12 protein-coding genes are annotated in these 15,991 nt (G+C 75.2%); 8 read left to right on the top strand and 4 right to left on the bottom strand.

Going from position 1 to position 15,991, the window contains the following annotated elements:
• Positions 1 to 93 precede the first annotated feature (93 nt).
• On the bottom strand, positions 94 to 453 hold the full coding sequence (locus ACFY2L_RS20845) for a signal peptidase I (RefSeq protein ID WP_390659596.1): 360 nt from the start codon (positions 451 to 453) through the stop codon (positions 94 to 96).
• Between the two features lie 603 nt (positions 454 to 1,056).
• On the opposite strand from ACFY2L_RS20845, the gene ACFY2L_RS20840 reads away from it, so the two are divergent.
• Entirely contained in the window at positions 1,057 to 1,800 is a 744-nt protein-coding gene (locus ACFY2L_RS20840) for an SDR family oxidoreductase (RefSeq protein ID WP_390659597.1), read from the top strand.
• A 247-nt stretch (positions 1,801 to 2,047) separates the two neighbouring features.
• Here the strand turns inward: ACFY2L_RS20840 and ACFY2L_RS20835 are convergent, their stop codons facing one another.
• Positions 2,048 to 4,807: an AAA family ATPase gene (locus tag ACFY2L_RS20835; RefSeq protein ID WP_390659598.1), complete on the bottom strand. Its 2,760-nt coding sequence runs from the start codon at positions 4,805 to 4,807 to the stop codon at positions 2,048 to 2,050.
• 293 nt (positions 4,808 to 5,100) lie between these two features.
• On the opposite strand from ACFY2L_RS20835, the gene ACFY2L_RS20830 reads away from it, so the two are divergent.
• The 3 genes from ACFY2L_RS20830 to ACFY2L_RS20820 all read left to right on the top strand — a co-directional run bounded on the left by ACFY2L_RS20830 (position 5,101) and on the right by ACFY2L_RS20820 (position 8,660).
• The gene (locus tag ACFY2L_RS20830; protein ID WP_390823000.1) at positions 5,101 to 5,799 is read left to right on the top strand and encodes a LuxR C-terminal-related transcriptional regulator; all 699 of its coding nucleotides are present in this window, start codon (positions 5,101 to 5,103) and stop codon (positions 5,797 to 5,799) included.
• A gap of 138 nt (positions 5,800 to 5,937) precedes the next feature.
• On the top strand, positions 5,938 to 6,594 hold the full coding sequence (locus tag ACFY2L_RS20825) for a DUF4255 domain-containing protein (protein ID WP_390822999.1): 657 nt from the start codon (positions 5,938 to 5,940) through the stop codon (positions 6,592 to 6,594).
• A gap of 5 nt (positions 6,595 to 6,599) precedes the next feature.
• The gene (locus tag ACFY2L_RS20820; protein WP_390823202.1) at positions 6,600 to 8,660 is read left to right on the top strand and encodes an ATP-binding protein; all 2,061 of its coding nucleotides are present in this window, start codon (positions 6,600 to 6,602) and stop codon (positions 8,658 to 8,660) included.
• 17 nt (positions 8,661 to 8,677) lie between these two features.
• Here ACFY2L_RS20820 and ACFY2L_RS20815 read toward each other — a convergent pair whose 3' ends face one another.
• Together ACFY2L_RS20815 and ACFY2L_RS20810 are read right to left on the bottom strand one after the other, a co-directional pair.
• A complete protein-coding gene (locus tag ACFY2L_RS20815; RefSeq protein WP_390822998.1) occupies positions 8,678 to 10,060 on the bottom strand; it encodes a ricin-type beta-trefoil lectin domain protein in 1,383 nt (460 codons plus the stop codon).
• A 53-nt stretch (positions 10,061 to 10,113) separates the two neighbouring features.
• The gene (locus ACFY2L_RS20810; RefSeq protein ID WP_390822997.1) at positions 10,114 to 11,544 is read right to left on the bottom strand and encodes a hydrolase; all 1,431 of its coding nucleotides are present in this window, start codon (positions 11,542 to 11,544) and stop codon (positions 10,114 to 10,116) included.
• A 375-nt stretch (positions 11,545 to 11,919) separates the two neighbouring features.
• Here ACFY2L_RS20810 and ACFY2L_RS20805 point away from each other — a divergent pair, with 375 nt between their 5' ends.
• The 4 genes from ACFY2L_RS20805 (at position 11,920) to ACFY2L_RS20790 (ending at position 14,643) form a co-directional block, all read left to right on the top strand.
• Positions 11,920 to 13,503 carry a phage tail sheath family protein gene (locus ACFY2L_RS20805; protein ID WP_390659604.1) on the top strand — a complete coding sequence of 528 codons (1,584 nt, stop codon included), beginning with the start codon at positions 11,920 to 11,922 and terminating at the stop codon, positions 13,501 to 13,503.
• A 62-nt stretch (positions 13,504 to 13,565) separates the two neighbouring features.
• Complete coding sequence (locus ACFY2L_RS20800) at positions 13,566 to 14,009, top strand: phage tail protein (RefSeq protein WP_390659605.1); 444 nt, start codon at positions 13,566 to 13,568, stop codon at positions 14,007 to 14,009.
• Positions 14,009 to 14,488, top strand: a complete 480-nt coding sequence (locus ACFY2L_RS20795; RefSeq protein WP_390659606.1) for a hypothetical protein — start codon at positions 14,009 to 14,011, stop codon at positions 14,486 to 14,488. Before ACFY2L_RS20800 ends, ACFY2L_RS20795 begins: the two co-directional genes overlap by 1 nt.
• Complete coding sequence (locus ACFY2L_RS20790; protein WP_390659607.1) at positions 14,485 to 14,643, top strand: DUF6760 family protein; 159 nt, start codon at positions 14,485 to 14,487, stop codon at positions 14,641 to 14,643. The genes ACFY2L_RS20795 and ACFY2L_RS20790 overlap by 4 nt, the downstream gene beginning before the upstream one ends.
• The last annotated feature ends 1,348 nt before the right edge of the window (positions 14,644 to 15,991 follow it).

Raw genomic sequence — 15,991 nt, 5'->3', positions numbered from 1 at the left:
CCCCTGATCGTTTCCCCTCAAGTGCAGTCACTCTAAGGGGAACCGGCGACAGGCCCGGCCGCCGGGCAGGGGGCCGGGCGGACGTCCGGCCTCTCAGGTCGCGTAGCCGGGGACGGAGGGCCAGCGGACGGTCAGGACGACGGACTCCTCCTCCGCGTACCAGGAGTGGTCGACGCCGCGGCCCCAGACGACGTAGTCGCCCTGCCGGGACAGAAGGACGCTGCGGCCGGGCAGTTCGACCCGGAAGCGGCCGCTGATGAGAACCAGCAGGGCCGTGCGTTCCTCGCCGGTCACCCATCCGCTCCGCTCGTCGGCCTTCGGGTGGACGCCCCACTTGATCTCGACGGCCTCGCTGTGCCGGGGATCGGCGGCGTCCTTGAAGTGACCGAGCAGCCAGCCCCGGTCCAGTGCCGCGTCCCTGCCCGCGTTGCCGACGTACACGGTGTCGCTCATGGGCCGGGAAGGTAGCACCGGACCGAAGACCGCCACCCCGGCGCACCGCGCCCCGCCGCCCCCGGCGTTGCCGCGGACCGGTCCGAGACCCCACCCGCCGGGCGAGGGAGCGACGGGCCGGGCCGGGGGCGTCCCGGTGTGCCCGGTGGGGGTGCCGGGCCCGACGTTGTCGCGGACCGGGGCGAGCCCCACCCCACCCGCCGGCTTCGGCGGCGACCGAGGCCGCCGTGTCCTGTCCGGGCGGGCCGGCGGCCGTCAGGGAGCCCGGACCACCCGCACGAACGAGGGAGCGACGGGCCGGGCCGGGGCGTCCCGGCGCACCGCGCCCCGCCGCCCTCGGCGTTGCCGCGGACCGGGCCGAGACCCCACCCGCCGGGCGAGGGAGCGACGGGCCTGGCCGGGGCGTCCCGGTGTGCCCGGTGGGGGTGGCGGGGCCGCGCCGGGGGCGGGGCTGCGGGTGGGTGGGCGGGCGGCGGCTCCGGGGCTGTGGCGGCCCCGGGCCCCTGACGGTCCATTCCGAGCTGCGGTCCCGGCCCGCCGCGGCCGATGCTGGGCGGGTGGCTCCTGTGGAGCCGGACGTTGTCGCCGTCTCAGGAGGTCACGATGGGTCGTCTCGACGGGCGGGTGGCGGTCGTCACCGGCGGGGCCAGGGGAATCGGCGCCGCGGTGGCGCGTCTCCTCGCGGCCGAGGGCGCCTGTGTGGTGGTCGCCGACCTTCTCGACGCCGAGGGGACGGCCCTGGCGGCGGAGCTCGGCGGCCCGTCGCGCTTCCTGCATCTGGACGTCACCGACGAGAACGCCTGGCAGAAGGGGCTCGCCCGGACGGAGCGGGACCTGGGCCCGGTCTCGGTGCTGGTGAACAACGCGGGGATCGCCGACTTCGGCACGATGGAGGAGCAGAGCCTCACCTCGTTCCGCCGGGTCGTCGACGTGAACCTCCAGGGGCCGTGGCTGGGCATGCGCGCGGCGGCGCCGTCCCTGCGCCGGGCCGGCGGCGGGGTGATCGTGAACATCTCCTCCCTCGCGGGACTGACCGGCTACGCCGGCGTCGGAGCGTACGTGGCGAGCAAGTGGGGCCTGCGCGGCCTGACGAAGACGGCCGCGCTGGAACTGGCCCCCGACGGGGTCCGCGTCTGCTCCGTGCACCCCGGCCTCATCCGTACGGCGATGACGGCCGGCTTCGACGAGTCGTTCGCCGCGGGCCAGCCCCTGCCCCGCTTCGGCGATCCGGAGGAGGTCGCCCGCATGGTCCTCTTCGTCGTCACCGAGGCCACCTTCTCGACCGGCGCCGAGTTCGTCCTGGACGGCGGCGTCCTCGCCGGCCCGCCCGCGGTCGTGAACCCCTAGGCCCTGTCGTCACGTTCCCGTCGTCGCCCGAAGGGCGGCCGTGCGGCGTCGTGGGGGTCCCTCCCGCGCGAGCGAAGCCGAGCCTCCCACGCCCTCAAGGCAGTGGGGGAGCGTGCCGGGCGTCGCACGGCAGACGGGAATGTGACGGCAGGGCCTGGCGGAGGGCCGCCCCGGTACCCCCGAGCCCTGACGGGCCGCCGGGCCGCCGGACCGCCGCACGGGGGCGTGAGGCCGCCGGACGCGGCGGTCACCGCGCGTCGCGCACCTCCAGCACCCCCCGCAGCTCCCCCCGCCTGCGGATGCCCAACTTCCGGTAGGCGCTGGTGAGATGGGTTTCCACGGTACGGCGGGCCACGTGCAGGAGTCCCGCTATCTCGGTGTTCGTGCGGCCCTCCGCCGCCAGCTCCGCGATCCGGCGTTCGCTGCCGGTGAGGGCGCCGGAGCCGGTGTGCGCGGGGGTGGTCCGGCGGGCGCCGGCCATCCGCAGGGCGTGGTCGGCGTACGTCAGGAGGCGGACGCTGCCGAGGCGTTCGGCGCGTTCTGCGGCCTCCCGGAGGTGGTCGCGGCCCCGGGCGCGTTCGCCGGCCGCGTTCAGCTGGAAGCCGTGGGCCAGGAGCGAGGCGACCAGTTCCGCCTCGGCCGGGGAGTCGCGGAGCACCGTCACCGCCTCCTCGCCCAGTTCCAGACCGCGCCGGCCACGGGTGGCGCGGCCCAGGACGCGCAGGGCGCGCCCCACCGTGCGCGGGGTGTTCCACACGCGGGCCAGCCGCAGCTCCTCCTGCGCGAGGGCCAGCGCCTCCCGCGGATTGCCCAGCGCCAGCCGGCACTCCGCGGCCGCCGTGCGCCACGGGGTCACGACCGGGCTGAGGACGGCGCGGGCGGACTGGCGGCGGCCGCATTCCAGGAAGTCGTGGAGGGCGCCCGCCACGTCCCCCTCGGTGAAGCGGAGGATGCCCCGCGCGTAGAGGAAGCGGTTCAGCTCCCAGGAGTCGGGGGCGTCCCGCAGGTCGAAGCCGTCCGCGAGGCGGCGGGCCTCGTCCGTGCGGCCCGTCTCCACCAGGGCCGTCAGGGCGTGCGCGTCGGCGTTCGAGGGGACACCGGTGCGGCGGGCGCGGGCCTCGGGGTGGCCGGCGAGGACGGTGGCGTACGCGCCCCTCGCCGCCGCGATGTCCGACCGGGTGTCCAGCAGCGCCTGCTTCATCGGGTGCAGAAGGGACGGGCGCTGGCCGGCCAGGCCCCGCTCCACCAGGCGTTCCGCCTCGTCCAGTTCGTCGGCCCACTGCGCCACCGCCGCCGCCGTACCCAGCAGGAAGGGCTCGGCCAGTGGCTCGGCGGGCTCCTCCAGGAGGGTGTGCAGCCGGCGCATCGCCTCCCGCGCCCCGATCTCCCCGGCCGTCGCCGCGTAGCGGACCAGCAGGGCCCGGGCCGAGGCGCCGACCGGCTCCGGGGAGCGCTCGACGGTCTCCGCCAGCCAGCGGTAGGCGTCCTGGCGGACGGTCTGGTCCTGGTCGGACAGGAGCGCGGACGCCGTCTGCAGGGTGCGCGCCAGATCGGGGTGCCCGGGGAGCCGGGACTCCAGCCCGCGCAGGACCTCCACCGCGGTACGGACCTCCCCGCGGCCCGCCAGCGCCGTGCCCAGCGCGATCGCCGTACGGACCCGGTCGCGGGGCTCGGCCGGCAGGTCCAGCGCCTCGGCCAGGCGGGGGATGCCGGCCGGGGCGTCCGCGGAGGCGTACTCCAGGGAGCCCAGTTCGGTCAGCAGGCGCTGGCGGAGGTCGTCGGGGAGGGGTTCGGCCAGGGCCCGGCGCAGATAGCCGACGGCGTCGTCCGGACGGGCCGCGCGGACGGCGGCCGTGACCGCGTCGCGCAGCACGCGCAGCGCCCAGGGCAGGCCCACCGGCCCGCTGCCCAGCAGCTGCCGGGCCACGGTCTCCACCCCGTCGCCCCGGCGCAGCATCGCCTCGGCGACCGCCCGGTGCGCGTCCTGGCGGCGGGCGGCGGGCCAGCCCGCGAGCACGGCGTCCCGCAGCAGGGGGTGCGGGTAGCGGGGACGGCCGGCGGGGTCCTCCCGCAGCAGGCCCAGCCGGGTCATCGCCGTCAGCCAGCCGGAGACCCGGGCGGGGTCGGCGGCGCAGGCGTCGGCGAGCAGCGCGGCGAGGGCCGCGGGAGTCCCGGGGGGATCGGCGGGGTGCCGCTCCAGGACCGCCAGCGTCCGCGCCACCACCGCCGTCGCCTCGCCCGCGCCGTCCAGCCACCAGGACACGGCGGCCGGATAGGAGCCGGGGTACAGCGCGGCGCACGTCTGCGGTACGGCGGCCGAGGAGGGCGCGCCGGCGAGGTCGTCGAGGAGGGCGTGCAGCAGCAGGGGGCTGCCCGCGGCGGCACCCACGCAGTCCGCCGTCCACTGCGGCGAGGCCGTGGGGAAGGCGGCGCGGACCAGCTCGGCGGACGTGTCGTCGGTGAGCGGGGCGAGGGTGTGGGTGCGGATCAGGGAGGGGGTGAGAGCGTGGGTGAGACCTGTCGGGCGGGGATCGATGTCGTACTGGCTGCGCTCGGTGGCCACGAGCAGCAGCGGTAATCGGTCCACACGGCGGGCCGCCTCGGTCAGCCAGCGGCGTGAGGCGTCGTCGGCCAGGTCGACGTCGTCCACGGCCACCATCACCGGCCCCTCGGCCGCGTACGACCGCAGCAGCCGCCACAGCCGCGCGGCGCTGCCCCGGTCGTCCTCTCCGGGTGCCACCGCCTCGCCCGCGAACTCCGGCACGGGGCCCAGGAGATGGAGGACCGAGGAGAAGGGGACGGCGGTGTCCTCGGGGGAGCAGCGGGCCCGCAGCACCCGCAGTCCGCGCACCGCCGCCAGCGCCACCGCGGCCTCCAGCACCGCGGAGCGGCCGGTGCCGGTGGCCCCGCGCAGCAGGACCAGCCGCCCGGCGCCCGCGCGGGCGCGCTCGGCCTCGGCCGCGAGCAGCGCCAGCGCGTCGTCGCGTTCCCGCAAGAGTCCCGTCATCCCTGTCTCCTGCCAGTCGGTACGTCCCTCAGACCCGGTACCTCTGGGAGACGCGGTTCGATACGACGTCGTAGGGCCGTTGTGGCGAGGCTCACGACAAGCCTCCCGAACGACCACCGAACCCCCGTTGACCTGCAGTGATGTTCACACCCCGTGGTGGTTGCACCGTTGCTCTCGTGGTCCTGCTCGTGGTGGTCCACGATTGCGCCCGCCCCAGGGGCCGAGAAGTCTGGACCAGACCCACCCGTTCCCGGTTCCCGCCGGCGGCGGGCCCGTGAACATGGGGGATACGGTTGCTCAGCTCACCCCGGACAGCAGACGCCCGGACATCCGAGGCCCGGACGCCGGACACCGGCACACCGAACACGAGGCGACGCATAGCCGTCGCCGTCCTCGCCCCCGACCCGATCTCCCGCGAGGGCGCCGCGAGCCAGCTGCGGGGGCGCCCCGAGATCGAGGTCCGCGAGGAGCCCTCGCCCGCACCCGGCACGGTCGCGCTGCTCATCGAGGACACCCTCGACGACACGGCGCTGGCCCGGCTGCGCCGGATCGCCCGCACCGACGGCAGCCGTGCGGTGCTGGTCGTGGGCGCGATCCGCGAGACCGAGCTGCTGGACGTCATCGAGTGCGGGGTCGGGGCGATCGTCTGGCGGCGCGAGGCCACCGCGCACCGGCTGGTGCAGGCGGTGCTGGCGGCCGCGCGCGGCGACGGCGACCTGCCCGCCGATCTGCTGGGCAGGCTGATCAGCCAGGTCGGCACACTGCACCGGGGCGCGGCGGGGCGGCCCGGCGCGCCCTCGCTGGGGCTCGCGCCACGGGAGGTGGACGTCCTGCGGCTGGTCGCCGAGGGCCTCGACACCGGAGAGATCGCCAGCAAGCTGTCCTACTCCGAACGAACCGTCAAGAACGTGATGCACGGACTCACGACGCGCCTGCATCTGCGGAACCGGGCCCATGCGGTGGCATATGCCCTCCGGGAAGGCTACATCTGACCGAACGGGCACTCGAAGGCGGACACGCGGGCAGCGTGCCGTGCCCGGTCGCCGACCCCGGCGCGCCTGCGGAACCCCCGGGCCCGGGGGCACGATCGGTGAACGGGGTTCTGTGCGGGGCGACGGAGGAGCGCGACGGTGATCCACGAGGTGGACGAGGTCCTCAAAAGCCTGCTCGGCGGCGGCGCGCTGACCGGCTCAGGGATCGACGTCTCCTTCGAGGCACCCACCCGCGACTGGGCCGCCCGGCGCAACTCGCCTGTCGTGAACGCCTACTTGTACGACATCCGGGAGGACGTGGCCCGCCGCCAGCGCGGCCAGGTCGCGGTGCGCGACGAGCGGGACGTGGTGGTGAAGCGGCGTCAGCCGCCGCGCTGGTTCCGGCTGTCGTACCTCGTCACGGCCTGGACGAAGACCCCTCAGGACGAACACCGGCTGCTGTCGGCCGTGTTGGCGAACCTCATCCCGCGCGAGGTGCTGCCCGCCGAGGAACTCCCGGGCGCACTGGGCGCGCTGGGCCTCGCCGTGCCGGTGAGCGTGGCCGGCGTGCAGACCGAGTCCCGTTCCCTCGCCGAGATCTGGTCCGCGCTGGGCGGCGAACTCAAGCCCTCGCTGGACCTGGTGGTGACGGCGCCCTTCCCCGCCTACCCCGAGTACGACGCCGGGCCGCCGGTCACCGAGGGCGCGGTCGTCCGTGTCGCCGGCCTCGACGGCGAACCCCCGCAGGACCGGGAGCGGGCCCACCGTCCGCACCAGGTGGCGGCGGCACGCGCGGCACGCGGGCCCGGCCGGTGACCGCCGTGACGGCGGGGGACCCGGCCGACGCCCCCACCCACGAGCGGGCCCCCTGCGGCCACACCCCCGCCGCCGACGGGACGGGCGCGCTGCTCAGCCGTCTGGCCGTGCTCCGTGAGCGGGTCACCGCCCTCGTCGAGCAGCGAGCCGCCGGGGACCCCACGGCCGCCGACCCGCTGCGCGGCCTGTACCTCTCCGAGGAGGCGGTACGGCATCTGCTGAGCCGGGAACCGGTCCCCCCGGTGGGCGTCGTCCCCGCAAAGCCGCCCGCCGACGACCGCGCGGACGGATTCACGGACGGCCTCCCCCCGGCCGCCGGGGACCGCCTCGCCGCGCTCGCCGCCCGCCTCCCGCTCACCGGCCTCGACGTCGCCTTCCTCCTCGTCGCCCTGGCCCCCGACCTGGACCGCGCCTTCGAGCCGCTCTACGGCTACCTCAACGACGACGTCAGCAGGCGCCGGGCGACGACCGGCCTCGCCCTCGACCTGTGCGGGGCGCCCGCGCACCTCGCGCCGGCCCGCGCCCGTCTGCACGTCTCGGCCCCGCTGTGCGCACTCGGGCTGCTGGAGGTCGAGGAGCCCGAACGCCCCTTCCTGTCCCGCTCGTTGCGGGTCCCCGACCGGGTGCTCGCCCATCTCCTCGGCGACGACACCCCGGACGCGTCCCTGCACGGCCATCTGCACCCGCTGCCACGGCCCGTGCCCGCCGGGGCCTTCGCCCACCGGCTGGCCGAGCGCGTGGCGCACGGCCCGCTCACCGTCTACCTGCGCGAGCACCGCGAGGGCGACGGCCTGGCCGCCGTGGCCACCGCCCTGCACACGGCCGGCCTCGACGCCCTGCGCTTCACCGGTCCCGCCGACCACGTCCCCGGCCTCCTGCGCGAGGCCCGACTGACCGGACGGGCCCTCGTGGTGTCCGGCCTGCCGGAACAGCCGGGCCCGCTCGTCGCCGCGCTGACCGCCGCACCGGACGTGACCGTCCTCCTCACCGACCCCCGCCCCTACGACCCCCACTGGTCCCCCGACGACCCCCTGGTCCTGGACGCGCCGCGTCGCGGGGCGGGCGGAACCGCCGTCTGGGAGACGGAACTCGGGGCCGCCGGCGCCGCCTTCGACCTGGCCGCCACCGTCGCCCCGTACCGCCTCGGCGGCGAGCGCGTCGCCCGGGCCGCGCACGCCGCCCGCGCCCTCGCCGCCTTCGAGGGCGGCCCCCTGACCGCCGACCACGTCCGCCTCGCCGCCCGCCAGCAGTCCGCGTCCGGTCTGGAGCGGCACGCCCGCCGGATCCGGCCCGACGTCGGCTGGACGGACCTCGTCCTGCCGGACCGGCCGCTCGCCCAGCTGCACGAACTCGCCCTGCGCGCCCGCCACCGCGACCGCGTCCTCGGCGACTGGCGGCTCAGCGCGGGCGGCGGCCGGGGCCGGGGCGTCCTGGGCCTGTTCGCGGGCGAGTCCGGGACCGGGAAGACCCTGTCGGCCGAGGTCGTCGCCGCCGAACTCGGCCTCGACCTGTACGTCGTCCAGCTGTCCTCCGTCGTCGACAAATACGTCGGCGAGACCGAGAAGAACCTGGAACGCATCTTCACCGAGGCCGACCGCACCGACGCCGTCCTGCTCTTCGACGAGGCCGACGCGGTCTTCGGCCGGCGCTCGGAGGTGAAGGACTCGCACGACCGGTACGCCAACATGGAGAGCGCCTACCTGCTCCAGCGCCTGGAGTCCTTCGACGGCATCGCGCTGCTCACCACCAACCTGCGCGCCAACATCGACGAGGCGTTCACCCGCCGCCTCGACCTGGTGATCGACTTCCCGTTCCCGGACCGGGAGCAGCGGCTCGCCCTGTGGCGGCACGGGCTGTCCCACGTGCCGCGCGCCGACGGCGTCGACCCGGCCCCGCTGGCCCGTGACTTCGAACTCGCCGGCGGCTCGATCCGCAGCGCGGTGGTCACCGCCGCCTACCTGGCCGCCGGACGGGGCGAGCCGGTCGGCGACGGCGACCTGCTGGAGGGGGCCCGCCGCGAGTACCGCAAGGCGGGCCGTCTGGTGCCGGGCGAGGCCAACTGGTAGGCCTCACCGGCCGTTCGCTACTCGACCCGCCACTTCTGGTTGGGGGTCCCCGAGCACGTCCACAGCTGGAGCTTCGCGCCGTTGCCGGTGCCGTTGTCCTTGACGTCCACGCACTTGTCGGCCTGCGGGTTGACGAGGTCACCGGCCTGGCTCAGCACGAACTGCTGGGCCGGGTTGCCGCTGCACCGCGCCAGCTGGATGACCGCGCCGTCGTCGCGCGAGCCCCAGGCGACGTCCATGCACATCCCGACGGAACGGACGGTGCCGTCGCTGCGGAAGTCCCACTTCTGGTTGGCCGAGCCCGCGCAGTCCCAGATCTGCAGCGGGGTGCCGTCCTTGCCCTTGCCGTCCTGGGCGTCGGTGACGTCGATGCAGCGGTCGGAGGCCTGCCCGATGATCACCTGGCCGGCCACCTCGGGCTCCTCCTCGTCGGAACCGCCGCCGCCCGACGTGCCGGAACCGCCCGAACCGGACCCGCCGCCGGACCCGGACCCCGAACCCGACCCGCCGGTGCCGTCGTTCTGTGCCGGGGCGGAGGCCGCCGGCTGGTCGGGCAGCGCCTCGGCGGAGGAGTCGGCCTTGGGCGCCGACGGCGCGGACACGGACGGGCTGGGCAGCGAGGTGCTGCCGGCCTCCACGAGCCGCTCCTTGGCCGCGCTGGTCACGGTCGGCCGGTAGCTCAGCCAGATCATCACGAACGCGATCGCGAGGGCCATCGTGATGCTCAGCGCGGTCGCCAGCCACCTCGGCAGGAACCCGCGCTGCACGAACGTCCCGTCCACCGAGAGCGGCACCGCCCCCGACCGCTGCACGGACAGCGCGTACGGCCGCTGCTCCTTCGACCCGAACCAGATGATCTGCCGGGGCCGCAGCGTGGTGTCGACGAACGCCGCCCGGCCGGGCTCGATCTGCACGTTGCCCGGACGGAACTCGTACGACAGGTTGTCACCGATGTCCGCCCCCGCGACGGACGCGGTGACCCGGCTGTTGCCGAGGTTGTCGATCGCGAGCCGGGGCCGCCCCCGGAAACGCCCCTTCACGGTCGGCGGCACCAGCTCGGCCCGCACCTCCGTGAACGGGGTGATCGTCAGATTCCCCTCCGGCACCGTCACCGCGTCCGGATGCTCCGTCGGCGTGATCCGCACCGCGTACGGATTCGGCCCCGCCGCCGCGTCCGGCGTACGAGGAGGCGCGAACGTCAGCTCCACCGTCCCCGTCGTACCGGGATACAGCCGCAGCGTCTGCGGCTCCACCACCGTCCAGGGCGCGACGGCCCCCACCGGCTCGAAACGGTACTCGTCGACGACGTCACCGGTGTTGCGCACCCGCAGCCGGACGGTCGCCCGGCTGCCGGGGTCGACGGTCGCCGCCGCCGGCTCAAGAGAAGTCCACAGAGTCACCTCACGGGCCCTTTCGACAGATTCCTGGACTATGAGGCGCCGGTGCGGCCTCCTCATACGGTGAAGCGGACCGCCTCCAGCTGGAGCTTCCAGTCCATGGGGCTGCCGCCGTAGATCCACTTGTCCTTCGCGCCGGGGTCCGAACAGCCCACGCCGCGCCAGCCCTTGTCCTTGATGTGCGCGTTCTGGCAGACCGAACTGCCGTCCCCCAACCCGATGGTGAAGCCCTGAAGCGGCGAGACCGCCTCCTTGAGGCTGCCGAGGTACATGTCGGCGCCGTCGGCCGCGCTCGACCACTTGGCGCCGGTCAGCCAGCCCTCGTTCACATGGGCGCCGTTGCCGTTGACGCCCTTGGTCCCCACCGTGGCGATGTTCAGTTCCTTGATGGGCAGGCCCTTGCCGGTCGTGCCCGCGATCGCGCCGTCGCACACCGGGTCCTGCCAGCCCCGGTCGGCGACATAGGCGCGGTAGCAGATGTGCCGGCCGTCGCTGCGCGCGGCCAGCGCCTGCACCGCGTCGGCGGCGGTCTGCTTCTTCGGCTTCGCGGTCGCGCCGGACGAGCTCCCGCCGCCACCGCCGCCTCCGCCGCCGCTCCCGCCGCCGGCCGAGTCCCCGCTCGTGTCCGGGACGTCCGCCACCGCGGGCGCGCTGGTCTTCGGCGCGGCCGGCGCGCTCTCGACCGGCGCCGAGGGGCTGGGCAGCGCGGTGCTCCCGGCCTCCTGGAGCTTCTCCGACGCGAGCGAACGCACCTGCGGCTTGTACGCCAGCCAGATCATCACGAACGCGATCGCGAGGGCCATCGTGATGCTCAGCGCGGTCGCCAGCCACCTCGGCAGGAACCCGCGCTGCACGAACGTGCCGTCCACCTCCAGCGGCTGCGCCCCCGACCGGCGCACCGACAGGCTGTACGGATGCTCCTCCTTGGAGCCGAACCAGGTGATCTGCCGGGGCCGCAGCGTGGTCTCGACGAACACGGCGCGGCCGGGCTCGATCTGCACGTTGCCCGGCTGGAGTTCGTAGGAGAGCCGGTCGCCGTTGTCGCTCCCGCCGAGGGAGGCGGTGAGCCTGGTGTTGCCGAGGTTGTCGATCGCGAGCCGGGGCCGCCCCCGGAAACGCCCCTTCACGGTCGGCGGCACCAGCTCGGCCCGCACCTCCGTGAACGGGGTGATCGTCAGATTCCCCTCCGGCACCGTCACCGCGTCCGGATGCTCCGTCGGCGTGATCCGCACCGCGTACGGATTCGGCCCCGCCGCCGCGTCCGGCGTACGAGGAGGCGCGAACGTCAGCTCCACCGTCCCCGTCGTACCGGGATACAGCCGCAGCGTCTGCGGCTCCACCACCGTCCAGGGCGCGACGGCCCCCACCGGCTCGAAACGGTACTCGTCGACGACGTCACCGGTGTTGCGCACCCGCAGCCGGACGGTCGCCCGGCTGCCGGGATCGACGGTGACGGAGGCGGGTTCGAGGGAGGTCCACAGGCTCACGCACCGACGCTACGGTGTGGACGGCGACCGAGGTCAGAGGCCAGGGGGCAGAGCGGGTGCCCGCCAGGACCGACCCGGCTTGCCCTCCCGGCCGGACGTGCCCCCGGGTCTGCCCCCGCGGCCCTGCCGCACCCGCCGGACGCACGGTAGGGAGGGGGGATCCCCGGTCCCGGGCACCCTCCCGGCAGGGCCGCGGGCGACGCGTACCGGTACCGCCGTGGCCGCGGCGGACGGCGTCCGCGCGCCGGACGCGGCCATGACTGCCCTCATGGGCAGCGAACGTGCCCCGCACCCTGCACCGGAGGCCGTTTCGGGTGACGCGCTTCGCGCGTGACGGTGAGAACGTCCTGACGCGTACCCCGAGGAGAGCACAGCATGCCGTCCTACCTGTCGCCCGGCGTATACGTCGAGGAGGTGGCCAGCGGCTCCCGCCCGATCGAGGGGGTGGGCACCTCGGTGGCGGCCTTCGTCGGGCTCGCTCCGACCGGCCCGCTCAACGAGCCGACCCTGGTGACCAACTGGACCCAGTACGTGGCGGCCTTCGGTGACTTCACCGACGGGTACTACCTGGCGCACTCCGTCTACGGCTTCTTCAACAACGGCGGTTCGGCGGCGTACGTCGTCCGGGTCGGCGGTTCCCCGGCCGGCGCGGCCGGGGACGCCAAGTCGCCCGCCGCCGTGAGCGGTTCGGCCGCCCCGGCCGCGCTTCCCGCCGGTGAGCCCCGGCAGCTCGGCACGTTCACCGTGACGGCCGTGGCGCCGGGCAACCTGAGCGTGGAGGTCGCGGACGCGGAGGGCGAGGGCCCCGCCGAGCGGTTCAAGCTCATCGTCAAGGACGGCGACCGGGCCGTGGAGACGTTCGACGTCTCCGCCAAGAAGGGCAACCGCTCCTACGTCGTCACCCAGGTCAAGGAGCGCTCCAAGCTCATCACCGTGGCCGAGGCCGCGCCGGCCGCGCAGCTGGCCCGCCCGGAGAACCAGACGGTCGCGCTGCCCGCCGCCTCCGCCCCCGCCGCCCCCGCCGTCCCGGCCGCCGACGAGCCGGTGACCGTGGGTCCCGCCCAGTACCTGGGCGACAGCGCCGACCGCACCGGCTTCGGCGGCCTGGAGGCCGTCGACGAGGTGTCCATGGTCGCCGTACCCGACCTGATGGCCGCCTACCAGCGCGGCGCGATCGACCTGGAGGCCGTCAAGGCCGTCCAGCTGGGCCTGATCGCGCACTGCGAGCTGATGGGCGACCGCGTCGCGGTCATCGACCCGCCGCCGGGCCTCAACGCCCGCCAGATCCGCGTCTGGCGCCAGGAGACGGCCGGTTACGACTCCAAGTACGCGGCCCTGTACTACCCCTGGATCAAGTCCTTCGACCCGGCCAGCGGCCAGGCCCGGCTGATCCCGCCGAGCGGCCACGTGGCCGGCGTCTGGGCCCGCAACGACTCCGAGCGCGGCGTCCACAAGGCCCCGGCGAACGAGGTCGTCCGGGGCGCGGTGGACCTGGAGATCCAGATCACGCGCGGCGAGCAGGACCTGCTGAACCCGATCGGCGTCAACTGCATCCGGGCCTTCCCCGGCCGCGGGATCCGCGTCTGGGGCGCGCGGACGCTGTCCTCGGACCCGGCGTGGCGCTACCTCAACGTCCGCCGGTACTTCAACTACCTGGAGGAGTCGATCCTGATCGGCACCCAGTGGGTGGTGTTCGAGCCGAACGACCACGCCCTGTGGGCCCGGATCCGGCGCAACGTCTCCGCGTTCCTCGTCAACGAGTGGCGCGCGGGGGCCCTCTTCGGCGCCCGGCCCGAGGAGGCGTTCTACGTCAAGTGTGACGAGGAGACCAACCCGCCGGAGTCGGTCGACGTCGGCCGCGTGGTGTGCGAGATCGGCATCGCGCCGGTCAAGCCGGCCGAGTTCGTGATCTTCCGGCTGGCCCAGTTCTCGAGCGGCAGCGGGGAGCTGGAGGAGTAGTCCTCCGCCGAGTCCCCTCTCCCGCAAGGCACTTGACCGCATTCGAAACGAGGAACCTGTAGATGAGTCTCCAGCCGGGTGACGCCCTTACTTCACACAATTTCGGCCTGCAGATCGACGGCGTGATGGTCGAGTACCTCGCCGAGGTCAGCGGCCTCAGCCTCGAACAGGACGTCATCGAGTACCAGCAGGTCTCGGCGCAGGGCAAGCCGGTCACCAAGAAGCTGCCGGGCGTGAAGAAGGCGGGCACCTGCACGGTCGTGCGCGGTATGACCCAGTCCGCCGCGTTCAACCAGTGGATCACCGAGTCGATCAACGGCGTCATGGGCACGGCCCGCAAGAACGCCACGATCATGGTGATGGACTACCAGAACAACCCGGTCAAGCGGTACAACATGCGCAACGCCTGGTGCAGCAAGATCGACACCAGCACGGTGAAGGCGGGCGAGGCGTCCGCGCTGACCGAGACCGTGACGATCACGTTCGAAGAACTGGTCATCGAGTAATGCGGCGTACGGCTGTACGGGGGCCGGCGGCGGGCGCGGAGCAGCCCCGGGAGGAGGCTCCGCTTCCGTCGGCGGCGCCCGCGCCCGCGCCGGCCCCGGTGCAGCAGCGCCTGCAGACGGAGTTCCCCTTCGAGCTGCCGCGCGGCTACGTCGACGAGGCGGGCACCGTCCACCGCGAGGGCGTGATGCGGCTGTCGACGGCGCGGGACGAACTGGTCCCGCTCCGGGACATCCGCGTCCAGGAGAACCCCGCGTACCTGTCGGTGGTCCTCCTGGGCCGGGTCATCACCCGCCTCGGCACCCTCCCGCTGGTCCACGACGGGGTGGTGGAGAACATGTTCGCCTCCGACCTGGCGTTCCTGCAGGACTTCTACCGCCAGATCAACGCCGAGGGCCACACCCGCGCCTCGGTGGAGTGCCCGCACTGCGCGGAGCCCTTCGAGGTGGAACTGGGCGGGAGCCGCCTGGGGGAATCGTGACGTACGCGACCGACCGACTGCACGAGGAGATCGCGTACGTCGCCTACCACTTCCACTGGTCCCTGGACGACATCCTGGACCTCGAACACCACGACCGCCGCCGCTGGACGGACCAGATCAGCTCCCTGGTGACCCGGGGCGGGACGGAGGGCTGAGGCGTGGGGCTTCTGGATCGATTCCGGGGCGGCGGCCGAGGCGGCACGACTCCCACGGCTGCGGACACGGGCACGGACACGGGCACGGGCACTTCGGGGGCCGGTACGCCGGCCGAGTCGGGCGGCGGCGCGGGCGGACCCGGTACGCCGGCCGACGCGGGCGGTGTGCTCTCGGGTGTCGGTGCGGCCGGTGGCGGGACGGGCGTGCGGGCCGCGGCCGCGTGGCCGGGGCTGCCGCCCATCCAGCGGGCGGTGGCGGCCGGTGGGCCGGCGGCGGGTGTCGCCGACTCCGGGTTCGGCGGCCGGCTGGCCACCTGGCAGAACCCCAGCTTCACCAGCACGCGATCACCCATGGTCCTGGACGGAACCCCGGGTGGCCGGCTGAGCAACCTGTCGGCCACGGCGCCTTCCCCCGCTTCCCCTGCGCCCGCACCGGCGGGCGGCCCTGCCCCCTCGCGCCCGGCGCCCCCCGTGATCCCGGTGCAGCCGGCACCGCTGCGAGCGGGCCACGCACCGGGCTTGCCGGGGGCGGCACCGGGCCGGACGCCGGGCGGGGCGGGGGTCGTCCCGGGCGTGTCAGGGGGCACGCCGGGCATGGCGGGCATGGCGGGGCTCGCGCCTCGCCGGACCGGCGTCGCGCCGGGCCCGACGGGAGCCGCGCCTGCTCTTCCGGGGCTCGGACCGGCCTTCCCGGGAGCCGCCCCTGCCCTGCAACGGGCCGTACCCGCCGTGCCGGGACGCGCTGCCGGCCTTCCCGGTGCCGCGCCCGCCCTGCCGGGCACGGCACCCAGCCTGCCCGGCGCCGCGCCGATGCCGTCGAGGGGCGCGTCGATCCCGCCGGGGGCCGCGTCGACCCCGCCGAGGGGCGCCTCCTCCTTGCCGGGGGCGGTGCCGCCTGCTGCGGGCACCGCACCCGTCGTGCAGCGCGCCGTGTCAGCGCCGCGGGGCCGGGCGTCCGCCCTGCCCGGGCTCAAGACCGCCCTGCCGGGGACGGCACCCGCCGCGCGGAGGCTCACGACCGCCCTGCCCGGAGCCGCGCCCACCCCGCCGGGTGCAGCGACCGCCCCGCCCGCACCCGCGTCCACTTTGCCGGGGCCCGGACCCGCCCTGCCGGCGGCCGCGGCAACCGGGCCGGCCCTTCCGGGAGCGGGGCCGGGTCTCCCCGGAGGCGGACCCGTCGTGCAGCGAGCCTCTTCGGCCCTGCCGGGTGCGGCGCCCACACCGTCCCGGCCCACGACCGCCCTGCCGCTGACCGCGCCCGCCCTGCCGGGGCCTGCGGCAACGGCACCGGCGCTTCCCGGGACCGGACCGGGACGACCCGGAGCCGCGCCCGTCGTACAGCGAGCCA

This window comes from Streptomyces sp. NPDC001381, assembly GCF_042895685.1.
Taxonomy (GTDB): domain Bacteria; phylum Actinomycetota; class Actinomycetes; order Streptomycetales; family Streptomycetaceae; genus Streptomyces.
The sequence above is the reverse complement of the archived record's forward strand: the minus strand, read 5'-3'. Positions and strand labels throughout refer to the sequence as shown.